Genomic DNA, 16718 nt, shown 5'->3' with positions numbered 1-16718 from the left:
CGGTGCCTCTCGCTAGGCGAGCTTGATCTTGGGGTTGAAGTACGCCTGGAGGACGTCCACCAGGAAGTTGATGAGGACGAAGGCGATGGCGATCATCAGGATTCCGCCCTGGACCAGGGGGATGTCGCGGGTGGAGACGGCCTGGTGGAGCGCGAGGCCGAGGCCCGGCCAGGAGAACACCGTCTCGGTGAGCACCGCGCCGCTGAGCAGGAAGCCGGCCTGGAGTCCGATGACGGTGATGACGGCGGGCATCGCGTTGGGCAGCACGTGGCGGGTGATGACCCGCAGTTCGCCGACGCCGCGGGAGCGGGCGGTGCGCACGTAGTCGTTGCCGATCACCTCCAGCACGGCGGAGCGGGTCATCCGGGCGATCACCGCGAGGGACCAGGCCGCCAGGGTGATCGCCGGCAGCACCAGGTGGGCGGCGACGTCGAGGGCTCCCCCGCCGCCGCCGATGGAGGTCATGCCGGTGGCGGGGAAGATCCGCAGTTGGAGGGCGAAGACGACGATCAGCACCAGGCCGAACCAGAACGAGGGCACGGAGTTGAAGAAGAGGACGAGGACGTTGAGTCCGCGGTCCCGCAGGGAGCCCGGCTTCATCGCGGCCCAGGTGCCGATCGCCACTCCGGCGACGGTGGCCACCACGATCGCGGTGCCGGAGAGCAGGAAGGTGTTGAGCAGCCGGTCGGAGAGGACTTCGGAGACGGGCCGGCCGAAGGAGAGGGAGCGGCCCAGGTCGCCGCCGAGGAGGTTGCCGAGGTAGGTGAAGTAGCGGGAGATGGCGGGTTCGTCGAGGCCGAGGTCCGCGCGCAGGGCTTGTCGGTCCTCTTCGGTGGAGGTGGGGCCGAGCAGGGCGGTGGCCTGGTCGCCGGGGATGATCTGACCGAGCCCGAAGGTGGCGACGGTCACCCCGAGGACGACGGGGATCATCTGGAGCGCCCGGCGCAGGGTGAAGGTCAGCATGGCGCGTCTCCTGGACTGTTCACGATCGGCTCCACCGGGTGCGGAGGGTGCCGGGGCCGGCGCTGCGGGTGGATCGGGCCGTACGGCTGCGGGGGTCGAGCCGGTCCCGTACGCCGTCGCCGAGGAGGTTGAACCCGACGGCCAGGACGACGATCACGAGTCCGGGGACGGTCGCCACGTGGGGCGAGGTGACCAGCAGGGCCCGGCCGCCGCTGAGCATCTGGCCCCAGTCGGGGGCGGGCGGTTGGGCGCCGAGGCCGAGGAAGGCGAGGCTGGCGCCGAGGATGACGTTGCGCCCGGTCTGGAGGGTGGCGAAGACGACCAGGGGGCCGAGGAGGTTGGGGGTGATGTGCCGCAGGGCGATCCGGCGGTGGCCGTAGCCGAGGGCGGCTGCGGCCTCCACGTACTGCTCCTGGCGCAGGGACACCACGCTGCCGCGGACGATGCGGCCGAACTCGGGGACGGTGACCACGACCATGGCGATGACCATGGAGGTGAGCCCGGGGCCGAGTGCGACCCCGATGCCGAGGGCCAGCAGGATGCCGGGGAAGGAGAACATCACGTCGAACAGGCGCATCAGGACGCTGTCGAGCCAGCCGCCGACGTAGCCGGCGACGAGTCCGAGGAGTCCGCCGATCAGCAGGGCGAGCAGGGTCGGTACGACCGCGACCAGCAGGGCGAGCCTGGCGCCGTGCATCAGTCGGCTCAGCACGTCCCGGCCGACCTCGTCGGTGCCGAGGAGGTGGCCGTCGCTGAGCGGGCCGAGGCCGATGGCGGCCGGGTCGGTGGCGAGCGGGTCGGCGGGGGCGAGCCAGGGGGCGAACAGGGCGACCAGGACGGTGAGGGCGACGATGCAGCCGCCGGTGGCCGTCGCGGCGTTGCCGCCGCCGGCCGTGCGCAGCCGGGCGCGCCAAGAGGTGCGGGGTGGTGCTGATGGTGTCGTTGTTGCGGGTGCCGCAGTGGCCTTCATGGCTGGGCCCTCCTCACCGGCGGCGGATGGTGGTGTAGTCGATGTAGACGGACGGGGCCGCCACGACGCCCTCGACCTTGCGGCTGAGCAGGCGCGGCAGCCGGTCCTGGTAGAGGAAGACCCAGGGCGCGTCGCTTGCGATGGCGTCCGCGGCCCGGCGGTACAGATCGGTCCGGGTCTCCTCCCGCGGCTCGGCGCGGGCTTCGTCGAGGAGCGCGTCCACGGCCGGGTTGCGGTACCAGCCGCGGTTCACGCCGTTGGGCGGGTGGAGCGTGCCGCCGAACATCCGCTCGAGGAAGTCGGCGGAGTCGGCGCCGGTGGTCCAGCCGTTGAAGGAGCCGTGTACGCCCTTCTTGTATCCGGCGCCCTCCTCGGCGACGAGCGAGGCGAACTCCATGTACTGCACCTCCAGCTTGACGCCGACCGCTTTGAGGTCCTGCTGGATCAGCGACATGATCTCGGTCGCCTGCGAGAAGCCGGGGCCGCTGTCGGGAGCGAGCAGCCGCAGCCGTACGGGGGTGGGCACGCCGCTCTCCGCGATCAGCCGCTTGGCCAGGGCGGGGTCGTGGGCGTAGCGGCCGTCGGCGGCGCGGTCCTGTCGGTACGCCTCGTTGCCGCGCGGCAGCGGGCCGTGCGAGGGCGCGACCTGGCCCGCGGTGAGGGTGGCGATGGCCTCCCGGTCCACGGCGTGGTTGAGGGCCCGGCGCACCAGCGCGTTGTCGGTGGGCGCGGTGCGGGTGTTGAGCCGGAGGAAGTACTGGTTCGCGGGCTCCGGGTACTGGACCGTCATCGTGCCCTGGCCGGCGAGTTGCCGCACCTGTTGGGCGCCGGCGCTGAGGATCGCGTCGACCTCGCCGGTCTGGGCGGCGATGGCCAAGGTGGTGGGGTCGCTGACGGATTCGACGACGATGGACTTCGTCCGCGGGACGCCGCCCCAGTAGGAGTCGTTGCGCTGGAGCGTGATCCGCTTGCCGTGGTCGGCGGCCCGCTGTCGGTAGGGGCCGGTGCCGACCGGGTGCAGGCCGATGTCGTCGGGGTCGTGGGTGCGCAGCGCGGCCGGGCTGACCAGCGACATGCGCCGGTCGGTGAGCAGTCGGAGCAGACCGGCGTACGGCTTGGTCAGCCGCAGGGTCACGGCGTGCTTTCCGGTGACGTCGACGCGTTCGATCCAGCGGCTGAGGAACTTCATGTTGCCGGCGGCGGTGGCGTCGTACACCGGGGACTTCTTGTCGAGGATGCGGTCGAAGTTGGTCTTCACGGCCGCGGCGTCGAAGGGGGTGCCGTCGGTGAAGGTGACGTGCTCGCGCAGGGCGAGGGCGTAGGTGAGGGCGTCCGGGGAGACCTGCCAGGAGGTGGCGAGGGCGGGCCGCAGCGCGGGCGCCCCGTCGGTCCTGGTGCCGAGGTCCTCGCGGATGAGGGGGTCGAAGAGCGCGTCGACGACGCGCAGGCCCACGGTGCCGGAGAGCCGGTGCGGGTCGAGTACGGGGATCTCGCCTTCGGCGCCGATGACGAGGGTGTCCCGGTCGCGGCCGACGGCGGCCGGCGCGGCGCAGCCGGTGACCAGCAGCGCGGCGACGACGAGGGCGCCGAAGGCGCGGCGCGGTAGGGAACGGGGCTGCGCCGTCGGGTGGGTGGGTCTCATGGGTGCGGCCTTTGCTCGTGGGCGAGATCGCCGAGGACCGTCGTGGCGGCGTTCCTGCCGGGCGTGCCGGTGACGTATCCCCCCGGCCAGGTGCCGCTGCCGCCGAGGTAGAAGCCGCGCAGCGGGGTGCGGTAGCCGGCGACGGCGGGGTGGGGGCGGGCGCCGAAGAGGGCGCCGGGGAGCATGTCTCCGTGGGTGATGTTGCTGCCGAGGAGGCCGAGTTCGGCTTCGACGTCGACGGGGTTCATGAAGCGGTGGTCCACGACCCGGTCGGCGATGCCGGGCATCAGGGCGTCGAGCCGGGCCACGCAGCGGCGGCCGAACTCCTCGGTGCGCCGGTCGTCCCAGGGGCCGTCGTGCGGACGGTAGGGGGCGTGCCAGGCGTTGACGCTGATCAGCTGGGTGGTGCCGGGGGTGAGTTCGGGCGAGGTGAGGGTGGGGGTCAGGCCCCACATCAGGGGTTCGGCCGAGGCGTGTCCGTCGAGTGCGGCGCGTACGGCCCGCTCGATCTCGGCGAGGGAGGAACCGAAGCGGAACTGGCAGGTGCGCACGGCTTCGGGGTCGGCGTCCTTCGGCAGTCCGGCGTACGCGGGCAGGGAGTCGACTTCCAGCACCAGCTTGAACGCGGAGCCCCGCATGGGGGTGCGCAGCACCTGGTCCCGGATGTCGGGGTCCATCGCGCCGTCGTCGAGGAGGTCGCGGAAGAGGTGGACGGGGTTGACGGTGGAGATCACCCGGGGCGCGGTGAACTCCTCGCCGCCGGGGGTGACGACGCCGCGGACGCCCAGCGGTCCGTGCAGCACCCGGGCCACGGGGGTGTCGGTGCGCACGTCGACGCCGTGGGCCCGGCAGGCGCCGGTCAGGGCGTCGGCGATGGCGCTCATCGAGCCGACGGGGAGTCCGGTGGAGCCGCGGAGCGCGCTGCGCTCCGCGGCGTCCGGTGCGCTGTCGCCGGCGGCGGCGAGCGCGAAGGGGCGCATCAGCAGGCCCACGGCGGTGCCGGGGGTCGACGGCGGTACGAGTTGGGCGTTGAGTGCGAGCAGCGCCAGCAGGGCCTTCGCCCGGTCGGAGTGCAGGTGTTCGTCGAGCAGTTGGGTGAGCGAGCCGTCGAAGACGGCGTCGAAGAGCCGGAGGTCCGCAGAATCGGACAAACGTTTCTTCAAGTGGTCCGGGTCCGGTGGCGGGGCGTCGAGCCGGACGCCGAGCCGGGCGCCCAGCCGCTCAAGGCCGGTGATCAGGCCGCGGTAGCGGGCGGCCTCGCCGGGGGCGAAGGCGTCCAGTTGGGCGTCCACCCGGGCCTGGTCGCGCCAGCCGACGAAGCACCCCTCGTCGAAGTGGTGGACGACCGTCGGGTCGACCCGGACGAACCGCAGCCCGTGGCGCGCCAGGTCCAGTTCGGCGACGACGGCCGGGTTGAGCGAGCCCGGCGAGTTGGTGAAGGCGAGGCGGCGCCCCGGCAGGAACTCGTACGCTCCGCAGGGCCCGCCCAGTGCGGTCCGGGCTTCCAGGAGCGCGACCTTCAGCCCCGCGCGTCCCAGGTAGGCGGCGGTCACCAGTCCGTTGTGGCCTCCGCCGACGACGACGGCGTCGTAGTGGTTCATCTCCGGCTCGCCCTCCCGCTGCCGTGGCCGCGCACGTCAGCTCCGGGGGGCGGCGGTGAAGCCGGCCTCGAAGAGGTCCGCCCAGTTCCCGCCGGAGATCCGCTCGACCTCGGCGGCGGTGAACCCGCGTTCCAGCAGCCGCTGTCGGACCGCCGCGTACCCCCGGCCCGCCGCGTACCAGTCGGGGAACTCGACGGGTCCGGAGATGGGGACCATCGGTTTGCGGCTCCACCGGCCCTGTCGCCACCAGTGGAGTTCTTCGTCGCCTTGCCCGGCGTAGTAGTCGGAGCCGAATCCGACGTGTTCCACCCCGATGAGGTCGACGGTGTGGGCGACCATGTCGCAGAAGCGGTCCACGGTGCAGTGGACGCCGTCGGGGGCGATCCTCGGGTACATGCTCAGCCCCACGACCCCGCCCGAGGCGGCGGTCTGCTTGAGGACGGTGTCGGACTTGTTGCGCAGGGCGAGTTCCACGTCTTCGCCGACGAAGGCCCGGGGGTTGGCGTGGGTGACGGCCACGGGCCGTTCAGACGCCTCGATCGCCTCCAGCGAGGTGCGCTCGTTGCAGTGGGAGATGTCGACGACCATGCCGACCTGGTTCATCTCGCGGATGAGATTGATCCCGTAGGTGCGGGAGAGCCCGGCGTCCTCGCCCTCCCAACAGCCGGCTCCGGCGGAGTTCTGGGTGTTGTAGGTGAGTTGCGCGATGCGGACGCCGGCCTGGTGGAAGGCGCCGACGAGGTCGAGGTCGTCCTCGAAGGGGCTGCTGTTCTGGAAGCCGAGGACGACGGCGGTCCGGCCCTCGTCGGCGGCGCGGTGGAGGTCGGCCGCGGTCCGGCCCGCGCACAGGAGGTCGGCGTTCTCGGCGAGCAGGCGCTGCCAGCGGCCCACTTCGCGCATGGTCTCGGTGGAGTCCTCCCAGATCGCGACGGTGGCGTGGATCGCCGTGATGCCGGCGGCGTGCCACTCCTCGAAGCGCTCCCGGGACGGTTTCACGAACTGCAGTGCGTCGACGAGCACGGTGTGCTCCTCCTCAGGGTTTCGGTGGGTACGGGTGAGGGCCGGCTGCCCGGTCGGGGCGGCGCGGTCAGCAGTCGGCGATGCCGCCGAGCCGGCCCAGCGCGGGGAGTTCGTCGCGCAGGCCGAGCATGCGCAGGGCGCGCCACAGGGACGCCTGGTTGCTGGTGACGACCGGCACTCCGGTGTCCAACTCCAGGTAGGGCAGCACCTCGAAGGTGCGGAAGGTGCCGCAGGAGATCAGCAGGGCGTCGGCGTGGGGCGCCGCGCGGTGGAGTCGGCGGCCGAGCCGGTAGGCGCTGTCGGCGTCGTGGACGCTGGCCTCGTACGGGTCGGTGATCTGGAGCCCCTCGACGACCGGGACCTCGAAGCCGACGGCGGTGAGGTAGGCCCGCAGGGCCTCGTTGACCTCGTCGGTGTAGATGCTGCCGACGGCGACCGACCTCGCGCCGACCGCCCGCAGGCCGTCGACCTGGGCCTGCATCATGGTGAGGGCGGGGATCCCGGTCTCCTCGGCGATCTGGGCGGTGACCTTCTCGTCGGTGCCGGGGCCGGGGATGAAGGTGCCCGGGGCCCCGCACTGCACGATGAGGTCCACCTTCGCCGTGGCGAGTTGCCGGGACGCCTCCAGCACCTGGGACATCATCGTCTCCAAGCCCTCGGCGTCCACCCTGGGGACGATGGTCCGGGCGTCGGCGAAGGCCACGCCTACGGGGGCGACGGAGCGCCATTCCTCGGCGCCTTCGATCGCGGTCGCCGGACGAATCTGTCCAATACGGGCACGCCAGCCAAGCAGCATACGGATCGGCTCCTCGTGGTTGTCGTCCGAACGGCCCGCGAGAGCGCTGAGCAGTGGCGTCGGACGGTGGAATCGCTTCGGTTTCCGGGTCCAAGAGGGGCGGGGCGGCGCTATCGGGGTCTGCCGTGCGAAGCACCTCGCCCGATCTGGGACAGTGGACCAGATCTGTTGGGACAACGTACCCACGGCCGTTGAGTCGGGTCAATGGGCAGGACGGAAGCAATGAACGCGCCAAATCGCGCCGACAATCTGGCCAGCCCGGGGCGGAGCGTCACTCGTTGTGCAGCACCTTGGCGGTGGTGAGCCGCGCCGCCGACCTCGCCGGGACCAGCGCGCACCGAGGACGGCGATCGTCACGCCCACCAGACAGACGGCAGACGGCCACGTCACGACCCGTCAGGTGGACGGCGTCAACCACGGTGAAGGACGGGAACGTCGGGGAGGCCGTGCGGCCCGCCTCGCGGGTGCGTCAGGCGGGCTGGCGCCAGCGGACGGTGATCTCGGCGGCTGCGGTGCGCAGCACGGGCACGAGTTCAGCCATGCGCTCGTCGGTCATCCGCGCCTCGGGGCCGTAAATGCTCAGCGCCGCGACGACGTTCCCCTGGACGCCGAGCGGGACCGCGACTCCGCAGCCGCCGGCGATCCACTCCGCGCGGCTGACCGCGTGCCCCCGCTGCCGTGCCGCGTCGATCCGCGCCACCACGGCCTCGACGTCCACCTCCACGTCGACGTCGCCGCGCGCGTGTTCCTCCACCAACTGACGGGCCCGCTCCGGCGACAGCATGGACAGCAGGACCCGTCCGGTCGCCCCCGAGAAGAGCGAGTAGGGCCGCCCCACACCGGTGATCAGACGCAGCGGCTGGGGGCTCTCGGCCTCGTAGACGGTCACGCGCCGCCCGTCGACGATCGTGGAGACGCACGCCGTCTCACCGGTCAGGGCGGCGATCCGGGAGGCCGTGGCCGAGGAGGCTCCGACGAGGTCGCTGTTGGCCGTGTGGCGCCAGGCGAGGGTGAGCGCCGCCGGTCCGATGACGTACTTGCGGGTGCCCTCGTCCGCGACGGCGAGCCCTTCGCGCTCCAGCGACACGAGGATGCGCTGCACCGAGCTCTTGCTGATCACGAGGTCCCGGCTCAGCTCCCGCACCCCGCGCGGCCGATCGGCCTCGGCGATGGCCTTGAGCACCTGGATGGCGTGGTCGACGATCTGCACCGTGCCCGCGGTGCGCGCCCCGGCGCCGGCCGCGTCGCCCTGCGCGCCGTGACCGGCGGGCCGGCGGTCGGCCTCTTCGGGGGCCGCGGGATCAGGTGCTGTCGCCATGAACGCGGCAATCTCCCTCAGGGGCACGGGCAGGAACACGACGGAGCGTCGCGGGGAGGGGCGGAGCGGCACGCCTGGCTCCGCGCTTCACCGAAACCGCAGTATCACACAGCCGGTGCGGCCCCTGGAACGCCACCGGGGGGAAGACCTGGTGGTCGGAGCGCATTTCACCGCCCGCGGGCCGATGAATCCGCCGCCGCCGGCCAGTCGTCCCCCACAGAGAACGACGCATGCAGACGGATTCAGACGGATTCAAGAGGAGCAGTGCCATGGGACAGCTGGTCGTGGTCAATTTCGTGTCGCTGGACGGCGTCATGCAGTCGGTGCTGTCCGCGGACGAGGACCGGGACGGCGGATTCGACGGGGGCGGCTGGGTGCTGCCTTACGTCGACGACGAGGTGGAGCGGTTCATGAGCGGGGCCACGGCCGGCGCCGGCGCGCTGCTCCTGGGGCGCAGGACGTACGAGATCTTCGCCAGCACCTGGCCGTACGCCGACCCGGCCGACCCCGCGGTGGCGGCGATGAACGCGATGCCGAAGTACGTCGCCTCCCGCAGCCGCCCCGACCTCACCTGGGCCAACTCCAGGCTCCTCGGCGCCGACCTGGCGGCGGAGGTGGGCCGGATCACGGCCGCGACGGAGTCGGAGACCGTGGTGCTGGGCAGCGGCGACCTGCTGCGGACTCTGATCGAGCACGACCTCGTCGACGAGTACCGCCTGCTGGTCTTCCCGCTCCTGCTGGGCGGCGGCAAGCAGCTCTTCACCAACGGCGCGACCCCGCGCCGGCTGACCCTGACCGCCACGCGGTCGACACCGTCCGGCGTGCTGATCAACACCTACCGCCGCGCGGCCGACGCGTAGCGCCGTGACTCCGGGGGCCGGGCGGGAAGCCGTGTCACAACCGTTGACATGACCAAGCGGTCATGATTGCGTGCGAAGTGACGCTATCGAACGATCGATAAGTACCGTCCGAGCTGCAGCCGGCGGACGCAGCACCCGCATCCGCCGAGTCACGATGAGTCCCCTGGAGTTCACGAGATGGCCCACGTCATCGAGCATGACCGCTTGTACATCGGGGGGCGCTGGGTCGCCCCGGCCGGTACCGACACCATCACGGTGGTGTCCCCCCACACCGAGGAGGTCATCGGCCGCGTTCCGCACGCCTCCCCCGCCGACGTGGACGCGGCGGTGGCCGCCGCGCGCGAGGCGTTCGACCACGGTCCGTGGCCGCGGATGTCCGTGCACGAGCGCATCGAGGTCGTCCTGCGCATCAAGGACGGGCTGGCGGCCCGCGCGCCGCGGCTTGCCGCGCTGATCTCGTCACAGAACGGCTCGCCGATCACCTGGGCGGCCACCGGCCAGGTGATGAGCGCGATCGCCACGTACGGCACCACGGCCGGGGTGGGGCGCTCCTTCCCCTTCGAGGAGTGGCGCCACGGCATGGGCGGCCCGCTGCTCGTCCGCAACGAGCCGGTGGGCGTGGTGGCCGCCGTGGTGCCGTGGAACGTGCCGCAGTTCGTCACCGCGACCAAGGTGGCGCCCGCCCTGGTCAGCGGCTGCACCGTGGTGCTCAAGGCGTCCCCGGAGACCCCGCTGGACGCCTACGTCCTCGCCGAGGTCGCCGAGGCCGCGGGGCTGCCCCCGGGCGTGCTCAACGTGCTCGCGGCCGACCGCGAGACCAGCGCCTACCTGGTCGACCACCCCGACATCGACAAGGTCGCCTTCACCGGCTCCGTCGCGGCCGGCAAGAAGGTGATGGCGAGCGCCGCGGACCATCTGCACCGGGTGACGCTGGAGCTGGGCGGCAAGTCGGCCGCGATCATCCTGGAGGACGCCGACCTCGCCCAGGCCGTCCCGGCGCTGATGGCCGGCTCGTACATGAACAACGGGCAGGCGTGCATCGCGCTGACCCGCATCCTGGTGCCGAGCAGCCGCTACGACGAGATCGCCGGCGCGCTCACCGCGGCCGTCGCCGGGCTGAAGGTGGGCGATCCGCTCGACGCGACCACCCAGGTCGGCCCGCTGGTCACCCGTCGCCAGCAGGAGCGCAGCCTGGAGTACGTCCGCATCGCCCAGGAGGAGGGCGCGACCCTGCTGACCGGTGGCCGCGCGCCCGAGCACCTGCCCAAGGGCTGGTACGTCGAGCCGACGCTCTTCGGCGACGTCACCAACGACATGCGCATCGCCCGCGAGGAGGTCTTCGGACCGGTCGTCGTCCTGATCCGGTACGAGGACGAGGACGACGCGGTCCGCATCGCCAACGACTCGGACTTCGGGCTCTCCGGCGCCGTCTGGGCCGGGGACACCGCCCACGGCCTGGACGTCGCCCGCCGGATCCGCACCGGCACGCTGGGCGTCAACACGCTGCGGGTCGACTTCCTCGGGCCCTTCGGCGGCTTCAAGAACTCCGGCATCGGCCGGGAGTTCGGGCTGGAGGGGCTGCGGTCCTACGTCGAGCCGAAGGCCGTCTACCTGCCCCAGAGCGCCGAGATCCCCCGGACGAAGAGGACCACCATGCGCGCGGCGATACTCCAGCAGACCGGTGACGACACGCTCGACGTCCGCGACGACGTGACGACCCGGCCGGTGGGCCCCGGGACGGTCCGCATCAAGATGCGCGCGGCGAGCCTGTGCCACTCCGACGTGTCCGGGATGAACGGCACGCTCGCCCTGCCCACGCCGTTCGTGCCGGGCCACGAGGGCGCGGGCGAGATAGCCGAGGTCGGCGAGGGCGTGACCCACGTGTCCGTCGGCGACCGGGTCGTGGTGTGCTGGATGCCGCCGTGCGGCCGGTGCGGCTCCTGCAAGCGCGGCGAGGGCAACCTCTGCCTCAGCGGCATGGCCAACGTCACCACGCCGACCTTCAGCAGCGACGGGAACCCGGTGTTCGGCTTCATCGGCACCGGCACGTTCGCCGAGGAGATCGTGGTCGCGGGCAACGCGGCCGTACCGCTCCCCGACGACGTCCCCTTCGAGGTCGGCGCCCTGATCGGCTGCGGCGTGACCACCGGAATCGGCGCCGTGCTGCACACCGCGAAGGTCGCGCCGGGCTCGAAGGTCGCGGTGATCGGCTGCGGTGGCGTCGGCGTCAGCGTCATCCAGGGCGCCAAGGTCGCGGGCGCGAGCACCGTCGTGGCCGTCGATCCCGTCGCGGGCCGCCGCGACTGGGCGCTGGAGCTCGGCGCCACCCACGCCGCCTCGCCCGAGGAGTACGCACAGCTCTGCGCCTCCCTCACCGGCGGCGAGGGCTTCGACTACGTCTTCGAGGTGGTCGGCAAGGCGGCCACGGTGCGCACCGCGTACGACACCACGCGCCGCGGCGGGACGGTCTGTCTGGTCGGGGTCGGCGCCAAGTCCGACTTCCCGAAGATCAACCTCTCGGAGTTGGTGATGCACGAGAAGAAGCTGCTGCCGTCCTTCTACGGCGGCGCGGACGTGCTGAAGAACTTCGCTCAGGTCATCGACCTGTGGCGGGCGGGCGAGATCGACCTGGAGAAGATGATCACCCATCGGGTGCCGCTGGACCGGGCCAACGACGCCGTACGGCAGATGCACACCGGTGAGGCGCTGCGCACGGTCCTCACCATCGGCTGACCCCGCGCCCCGGCCGACCGTCGCCGACCGCGCCGGGGCATCGGCACCCCGGCGCGGCCTTGCGCCCGCTCAACCGCGCGGCGCGCGGCGTACGGAACGGGGCCGGTACTCGACCACGGTCAGGGCGAGCGAGACGTAGCGCTCGACGAGCTCCTCGACCGTGACCGGGCCGTCCGGCCGGTACCACTGGGAGATGGCGTTGCACATGGCGATCACGGCGCGGCGCGCGTCCTCGGGGTACGGGGTGAGGAAGGATCCCTCGGCCACCCCGTCCTCGATGACCTGGCGGAACTGCCGGGTGCCCCGCTCCTCGTTCTTGCGGTAGCGCTCCAGGTGCTCGGGCTCCAGGCTGCGGCCCTCGGTGAGCACGATGCTGCTCTTGATCGGGTGCTCGGTGCGGAACCGCACCGTGGCCGCCACCAGGGCCTCCAGCCGTTCGGCCGGATCGTCGCCGGCCGCCCCCAACGCGGCGTCGCAGGCGCCGAAGTAGGCGTCGAGGCCGTCGTCGAGGATGGCGACGAGGAGTTCCTGCTTGCCCTTGTAGTAGTAGTACAGGGCGGACAGGCTGACCCCGGCCCGCTGGGCGATGTGGCGGATCGACGCGGCGCCGTACCCCTTCTCGGAGAACTCGGCGCGGGCCGCCTCGATGATGGCTTTCTGGCCTGCGGGTCGCCTGGGCACGCTGCTCCGATCCTCCGGGTGGTTCACCGACGGGTGGTTCACAAACGAAATGGTTCACGGACGAGTTGGCTAACGGACGAGTTGGTCCGACCGACCTGACCTTCCGGCGAACTGAACAGCCGTCCGGCGCCGTCGGCACGCCATCCTAGCGCCGCGGCCCCACGAGCAATCCCAAACTGCACGCCTTTTCAGAGCAAACGATCGCTCTGCAAAGGCAGCCCCCTCACATCGGGGGTTGAAATGTCCCATCAATTCACTTTGGCGAGCCGGCATCCGGCACATCCCTTGTGAGGCGAACCACACTTAGCTAACGTTCGCTCAATTCCCACTCTCCCACGACCCCACTGCGATCGTCTGGAGATCCCCCATGTCCCGCACCCTCACCGACGGCACAGCCGTGCCCGGCGCCGCCCGCGACGACGGCGCCGCGACGAAGCGCAAGGCCGCACTCGTCGTCGCCCTGCTCTTCTGCTTCATGGTCGTCAACTTCGCCGACAAGGTCGTCATCGGTCTCGCCGGGGTCGACCTGATCAGGGAACTCGACCTCACGAAGGAACAGTTCGGCCTCGTGCAGAGCAGCTTCTACTGGCTGCTGGCGCTGGGGGCCGTGCTCGGCGGCATGCTCATCGGCCGCATCAAGGCCCGCTACCTGCTGGCGGCGACCGCGGCCCTGTGGGTCGTCAGCCTCGCCCCCATGGTCGGCAGCGTGAGCTTCGGGCTGCTGATCGCCTGCCGCGTCCTCCTCGGTTTCGCGGAGGGGCCCGCGACCGCCATGGCGACGGCCGTCACGCACAGCTGGTACGCACCGGACAAACGCGCCATCCCCACCTCGATCGTGGTGGCCGGCGCCGGCGTCGGCCCGCTGCTCGCCGCACCTGCCCTGACCTGGGTGATGCAGCGGTACGACTGGCACGCGGCCTTCACCGTGCTGCTCGTCGTCGGCATCGCCTGGGTGATCGCCTGGCTCTTCGCCGGCGGTGAAGGGCCGGTGGGCACCGGTCGCGCCCAACGCGCTGCCGGACCGGCGCTCCCCGATTCCCTTCCGTACCGCGCGGTGCTGGGCACCGGCACGGTCGTCGGCCTGCTCGTGCTTTTTTTCACCACCTACTGGAGCGTGGCGGTCAAGGTGACCTGGCTGCCGCTCTACCTGCGCGAGGGCCTCGGCTACGGCGCGGGCGAGACGGGGACCCTCGTGGCGCTGCCGTACGCCGCCGCCGCGGTGTTCCAGGTCCTCGTCGGGGTCGCATCGGCGATGCTCTCCCGGCGCGGGGCGACCAGTCGGACGGCCCGCACCCTGTTCGCCTCCGCACTGGCGGCCGTCGGCGGGCTCAGCACCGTCGCGTTCTCCCTGCTGGACGGCGGCACGGTGCAGATCCTGCTGATCGTGGTGGGCGCCTCGCTGACGAGCGCGGGGTACGGCATCGCCTTCGCCGCGGTGTCGGACGTCGTGCCGGCGCGCCAGCGGGGCGGTGCGATGGGCGTGATCGTCGCGGTCTACAGCCTCGGCGGCATCATCGCCCCGCTCGTGCTCGGCGGGCTCGTCGACTCCGCGGCGACGCCCGGCGAGGGCTACGCACAGGGCTTCTTGCTGATCGGCGTCCTCGTGATCGTCGGCGCCGCGGTTTGCGCGGCGCTGGCCGATCCGGAGCGGGATGCGCGCAAGCTGTCCGCGATGTCGGGCGCGGGGCCGGAGCCGAGCCCGGAGCCGAGCCGGCAGTCCGACGACTGACCGGACGGTCCGTCCCGGAACGGCCGTGGCCGCCCGCCCCCGCTGGGGAGTGGGCGGCCACGGTTTTGCTGTGCCGCTGGACGTAGCCGCCGTTTCCCTGCGGGAGCGTTGGTCCCTACCGGCCGGTGGTGGGCTGATCGCGCAGTTCCTCGCGCCCCTGAAGACCCTTCCCCTGACCGGCAGACAAGTGACGGGAGCAGCGAAACAGGTGGCGCTGGGGGTGGTCCCCCATGCCCACAGCCCACCATCGGGCCGCAGGCGCCATCAACGCGCACGCTCCGCGGCGCTGGCGGCAGGCGCTACGGCAGGGCGATCGGGAAGCCCGGGCGTGGGGGCTGGAGGAGGGCGAAGAACGTGTCCAGCACGGTCGCGTCGCCGCGCACCACGGCCCGCCCGGCCCGCGCAGCCTCCGCGGTGGTGGTGCGTCCGGCCAGGACGCCGAGCAGGACGTCCAGCGTGGTGCGGACCTGGACCCGGGGCTGCTCGGCGGGGACGTCGCCGCGCATCGGGGTGAGCACCCCGTTGGCGAGCAGCAGCGTCCACACGTCGCAGTCGCCGTCACCGTCGTCGGACGTGAACTCCCAGCGCATGACCAGTCGGTGGGAGGCCGCGCGCGGTCCGTCGACGCGCACGGCGAGCGCGGTGAAGACGTGGTGCGCGGGCAGACCCCAGGCGATGCCGCCGCCGGAGCCCGAGCCGCTGCCCTTGGGCGTGCCGCCGGAGAAGTCGCGCAGTTCGCGGGCGCCGCAGAGGTAGAAGTTGCGCCAGGTGCCGTTCTCGCAGGCGTACGCGAGCCGTTCGAAGGTCTCGGCCTGGAGCTCGCGCGCCCCGCGGTGGTCGGGGTCGGCGAAGACGACGTGGTTCAGGACCTCCGCCGCGAACCGCAGGTCACCCGCGTCCGCCGTCTCGCGGGCCTTGGCCACCACCGCGTCGGCGCCGCCCATGAACTCCACGTAGCGCCGCGCGGCGGCCACCGGCGGGTGCTGCCACAGATGGGCGGGGTTGCCGTCGAACCACCCCATGTAGCGCTGGTACACCGCCTTGACGTTGTGGCTGAGCGAGCCGTAGTAGCCGCGGGCGTGCCAGGCTGCGGCCAACTGCGGCGGGAACTCGGCCAGTTCTTCGGCGATCTCCGGGCCGGTCAGCCCCTGGTTCATCAGCCGTACGGTCTGGTCGTGCAGGTACGCGTAGGCGTCCCGCTGCTCCGAGAGCATCCGGGTCAGCTCCGCCCGCCCCCAGGTGGGCCAGTGGTGGGAGCCGACGAGCACGTCCGCGCGGTGCGCGTAGAGGGTGATGGTCTCGGTGAGGTACGCGGCCCACGCCTGGGCGTCGCGGACCAGTGCGCCGCGCAGCGTGAGCACGTTGTGCAGGGTGTGGTTGGCGTTCTCGGCGACGAGCAGGACGCCCCGGTCGGGCAGCAGGAAGTTCATCTCGGCGGGGGCTTCGGTGCCCGGGGTGAGTTGGAACTCCAGCCGCTCACCGCCGAGTTCGAAGACCTCGCCGGTCTCCGTGACCAGGTCGGTGGGCGGGATGAGCCCGACCCTGCCGCTGGACGTGCCCTGGCCGAGGCCGAAGCCGATGGCGCCATCGGAGGCCGCGGGCAGGCCGACGCCGTACATGTAGTGGGCCCGGCGCAGCATGGCCGGGCCGGCGACGACGTTCTCCCCGACGACCTCCTCCATGAAGCCCTCGGGCGCCACGATCCGCACCCGGCCGGCCTTCACGTCCGCTTCGTCGACGACTCCGCGCACGCCGCCGAAGTGGTCGGTGTGGCTGTGGGAGTAGACGACGGCAGCGACCGGGAGGGCGCTGCCGCGGTTCTTGCGGTAGAGGGCGAGGCCGGCGGCGGCGCACTCCTCGCTGATGAGCGGATCCACGACGACGAGACCGCTCGGGCCTTCGACGATCGTCATGTTGGAGACGTCGAAGCCGCGGATCTGGTAGACGCCGTCGGCGACTTCGAACAGGCCGTGCAGGGCGTTCAGCCGGCTCTGGCGCCACAGGCTCGGGTGCGCGGTGTCCGGGCACTGCTCGGCGAGGAAGGACCAGCGCTCGTGGTCCCAGACGACCCGGCCATCGGCGTTCTCGATCACGCACGGGTCGAGGAAGTCGACGCGTCCCCGGCTGGCGTTGGCGAGGTCGGCGGGGTCGTCCCAGTCGAGCCCGGGTCCCGGCGCTGGCGCTGGCACTGTCGTCATGCTGCCTCGTTTCGTGGAAGCGGTCCGGGGGCCCGAAGGACGGCGGTGCGGCGTGGATCACCCGTCGCGGTCGTGGTGGGTCCCCACCTCGTCTGTTAATTTAACGATCGTTCGATACTGACTGCCTTGCGCACGAAACCACGGCCGCAGGGCACTGTCAACCGCCCGGACCCGCCGCGGCGGCAGGCCCTCGCCCCGGCCCTGCTC

General features: G+C 72.0%; 12 protein-coding genes and 1 pseudogene. 4 read left to right on the top strand and 9 right to left on the bottom strand.

The features are described from left to right. Nucleotides 1–12: 12 nt before the first annotated feature. The 7 genes from ABZ842_RS35040 to ABZ842_RS35010 all read right to left on the bottom strand — a co-directional run bounded on the left by ABZ842_RS35040 (nt 13) and on the right by ABZ842_RS35010 (nt 8310). Nucleotides 13–963: an ABC transporter permease gene (locus ABZ842_RS35040; protein ID WP_361546491.1), complete on the bottom strand. Its 951-nt coding sequence runs from the start codon at nt 961–963 to the stop codon at nt 13–15. Nucleotides 964–982: 19 nt separating this feature from the next. Further along, nucleotides 983–1933: an ABC transporter permease gene (locus ABZ842_RS35035; protein WP_361546488.1), complete on the bottom strand. Its 951-nt coding sequence runs from the start codon at nt 1931–1933 to the stop codon at nt 983–985. A 13-nt stretch (nt 1934–1946) separates the two neighbouring features. Beyond that, complete coding sequence (locus ABZ842_RS35030) at nt 1947–3575, bottom strand: ABC transporter substrate-binding protein (protein WP_361546485.1); 1629 nt, start codon at nt 3573–3575, stop codon at nt 1947–1949. Beyond that, nucleotides 3572–5176: an NAD(P)/FAD-dependent oxidoreductase gene (locus tag ABZ842_RS35025; RefSeq protein ID WP_361546482.1), complete on the bottom strand. Its 1605-nt coding sequence runs from the start codon at nt 5174–5176 to the stop codon at nt 3572–3574. The genes ABZ842_RS35030 and ABZ842_RS35025 overlap by 4 nt, the downstream gene beginning before the upstream one ends. 36 nt (nt 5177–5212) lie before the next feature. Then, complete coding sequence (locus tag ABZ842_RS35020) at nt 5213–6196, bottom strand: membrane dipeptidase (protein WP_361546479.1); 984 nt, start codon at nt 6194–6196, stop codon at nt 5213–5215. Between the two features lie 67 nt (nt 6197–6263). Beyond that, nucleotides 6264–6992 (bottom strand): aspartate/glutamate racemase family protein, encoded by a 729-nt coding sequence (locus ABZ842_RS35015; RefSeq protein ID WP_361546476.1) that lies wholly within the window; start codon nt 6990–6992, stop codon nt 6264–6266. A 469-nt stretch (nt 6993–7461) separates the two neighbouring features. Then, nucleotides 7462–8310, bottom strand: a complete 849-nt coding sequence (locus ABZ842_RS35010; protein ID WP_361546473.1) for an IclR family transcriptional regulator — start codon at nt 8308–8310, stop codon at nt 7462–7464. Between the two features lie 269 nt (nt 8311–8579). Here ABZ842_RS35010 and ABZ842_RS35005 point away from each other — a divergent pair, with 269 nt between their 5' ends. The 3 genes and pseudogenes from ABZ842_RS35005 (at nt 8580) to ABZ842_RS34995 (ending at nt 11903) form a co-directional block, all read left to right on the top strand. Then, a complete protein-coding gene (locus tag ABZ842_RS35005; protein WP_361546470.1) occupies nt 8580–9170 on the top strand; it encodes a dihydrofolate reductase family protein in 591 nt (196 codons plus the stop codon). A 177-nt stretch (nt 9171–9347) separates the two neighbouring features. Then, nucleotides 9348–10787 (top strand): annotated as a pseudogene (locus tag ABZ842_RS35000) (aldehyde dehydrogenase); the annotation flags it as partial. 36 nt (nt 10788–10823) lie between these two features. Further along, nucleotides 10824–11903 (top strand): Zn-dependent alcohol dehydrogenase, encoded by a 1080-nt coding sequence (locus ABZ842_RS34995; protein ID WP_361546532.1) that lies wholly within the window; start codon nt 10824–10826, stop codon nt 11901–11903. Between the two features lie 69 nt (nt 11904–11972). Here ABZ842_RS34995 and ABZ842_RS34990 read toward each other — a convergent pair whose 3' ends face one another. Beyond that, nucleotides 11973–12584: a TetR/AcrR family transcriptional regulator gene (locus tag ABZ842_RS34990; protein ID WP_361546467.1), complete on the bottom strand. Its 612-nt coding sequence runs from the start codon at nt 12582–12584 to the stop codon at nt 11973–11975. A 367-nt stretch (nt 12585–12951) separates the two neighbouring features. Here ABZ842_RS34990 and ABZ842_RS34985 point away from each other — a divergent pair, with 367 nt between their 5' ends. Next, nucleotides 12952–14313 (top strand): MFS transporter, encoded by a 1362-nt coding sequence (locus ABZ842_RS34985; RefSeq protein ID WP_361546464.1) that lies wholly within the window; start codon nt 12952–12954, stop codon nt 14311–14313. A 299-nt stretch (nt 14314–14612) separates the two neighbouring features. Here the strand turns inward: ABZ842_RS34985 and ABZ842_RS34980 are convergent, their stop codons facing one another. Next, nucleotides 14613–16511 carry an alkyl sulfatase dimerization domain-containing protein gene (locus ABZ842_RS34980; RefSeq protein WP_361546461.1) on the bottom strand — a complete coding sequence of 633 codons (1899 nt, stop codon included), beginning with the start codon at nt 16509–16511 and terminating at the stop codon, nt 14613–14615. Nucleotides 16512–16718: the final 207 nt, after the last annotated feature.

The organism is Streptomyces sp. NPDC047315, assembly GCF_040643215.1.
In the GTDB taxonomy this organism is placed as follows: domain Bacteria; phylum Actinomycetota; class Actinomycetes; order Streptomycetales; family Streptomycetaceae; genus Streptomyces.
This window is presented reverse-complemented; position numbering and strand designations above follow the sequence as displayed.